Here is a 1925-nt window from a genome sequence, read left to right as displayed (position 1 = left end):
CTTCACCTACAGCGTTAGCGACGGGGCTGCGACTGTCCCGGCTACGGTGAGTATCAACGTTACGATTGACATCCCCACTATAAATGGCACTCCTGGCGCTGATAACTTAACCGGAACTGCCAATCCAGAGATCATCAATGGATTGGCAGGCAACGACACCCTCAACGGAGCTGCCGGCAATGACACCCTAGATGGTGGCGATGATAATGATAGTTTAAACGGAGGACTTGGAGTCGACCAACTTACAGGCGGATTGGGTAACGATATTTACGTTGTGGATAATGCCGGAGATGTCGTCAGTGAACTTGCAGCTCAAGGAACCGACTTGGTGCAATCTGGCATCACCTACACCTTACCTGCAGCAGTTGAAAACCTCACTTTAACAGGCATCGCACTGATTAACGGCACCGGAAATACTTTAGCCAACATCATCAGCGGCAACCCCGGCAATAATACCCTCAATGGATTGGCCGGCAACGACACCATCACTGGATTGGCCGGCAACGACACCATAGATGGTGGCGATGATAATGATCGTTTAGACGGAGGACTCGGAGCCGACCAACTTAAAGGCGGATTGGGTAACGATATCTACGCTGTGGATAATGCAGGAGATGTCGTCACTGAACTTGCAGCTCAAGGAACCGACTTGGTGCAATCTGGCATCACCTACACCTTAGCTGCTGATGTTGAAAACCTGACTTTAACAGGCACCGCACTGATTAACGGCACCGGAAATCCTGTAGCCAACGTCATCACCGGCAACGCCGCTAATAATACCCTCAATGGATTGGCCGGCAACGACAACCTCAACGGGGTTGCTGGAAACGACATCCTTAATGGTAACGAGGGTAATGATCGTTTAAACGGAGGACCCGGAGCCGACCAACTTACAGGCGGATTGGGTAACGATATTTACGTTGTGGATAATGCAGGAGATGTCGTCAGTGAACTTCCAGCTCAAGGAACCGACTTGGTGCAATCTGGCGTCACCTACACCTTAGGTGCTGAAGTTGAAAACCTCACTTTAACAGGCACCGCACTGATTAACGGCACCGGAAATCCTTTAGCCAACGTCATCACCGGCAACGCCGCTAATAATACGCTCAATGGCGGTGGCGGACTCGACCAACTTAGAGGCGGATTGGGTAACGATATCTACGTTGTGGATAATGCAGGAGTTGTCGTCACTGAACTTGCAGCTCAAGGAACTGACGAGGTGCGCTCAACCGTCAGCCACACCTTAGCTGCAAATGTTGAAACCCTCCGTTTAGGAGGCAGCGCACTGCTTAACGGCACCGGAAATACTCTAGCCAACACTATCATCGGCAACACCGCTAATAATACGCTCAACGGGGGGGGCGGTCAAGATACTCTAACGGGTAGTACGGGTGCAGATACTTTCCTCTTCCAGTTTGGACAATCCTCTGTATCCGCCAGGGATAGCGTTACCGACTTTGCCATCGGCACTGATAAGATCGACTTGTTGACCCAAGCTGGAGCCGCGATGAATGCCCCTACTAGCTTTAGCCGTGCTGCCAATAATAGCACTGCCACCACTTTACAACTTCTGGTAGATCAAGTGTTGATCGACGCTAATGGAGGATTAGCCGGAAACCAAGCTCTAGGAATTAATAGCGCTGCTTTAGTTGTGGCTACAAATGCCTCGATCGCCGGTACTTACCTTGTCATTAATGATGGTACTGCTGGTTTTCAGGCGAGTAACGATTTAGTGATCAAATTAACAACCACCGGGACGTTACCTCCTGCTGGCTCTATTCCCTTTACCAATTTCTTTATCTAACGATAACCTCAAGGATTGGCGCTGCATAATAGAAAGATGATCTGTCATATCATGTCCGGGTGCTTACCCATAATTAAGCAGCAACTGGAACTTGAGGCCACCAGTGAAAGTTTGTTAAACC

General features: G+C 49.8%; 1 protein-coding gene. It reads left to right on the top strand.

The features are described 5' to 3' along the window. Positions 1-1804: calcium-binding protein (locus QUB33_RS28490; protein WP_333357692.1), on the top strand; the 1804-nt coding region annotated here is incomplete at its 5' end. Between the last annotated feature and the right edge of the window lie 121 nt (positions 1805-1925).

It is taken from the genome of Microcoleus sp. B3-A4 (genome assembly GCF_036705385.1).
Classification (GTDB): domain Bacteria; phylum Cyanobacteriota; class Cyanobacteriia; order Cyanobacteriales; family Microcoleaceae; genus Microcoleus.
This window is presented reverse-complemented; position numbering and strand designations above follow the sequence as displayed.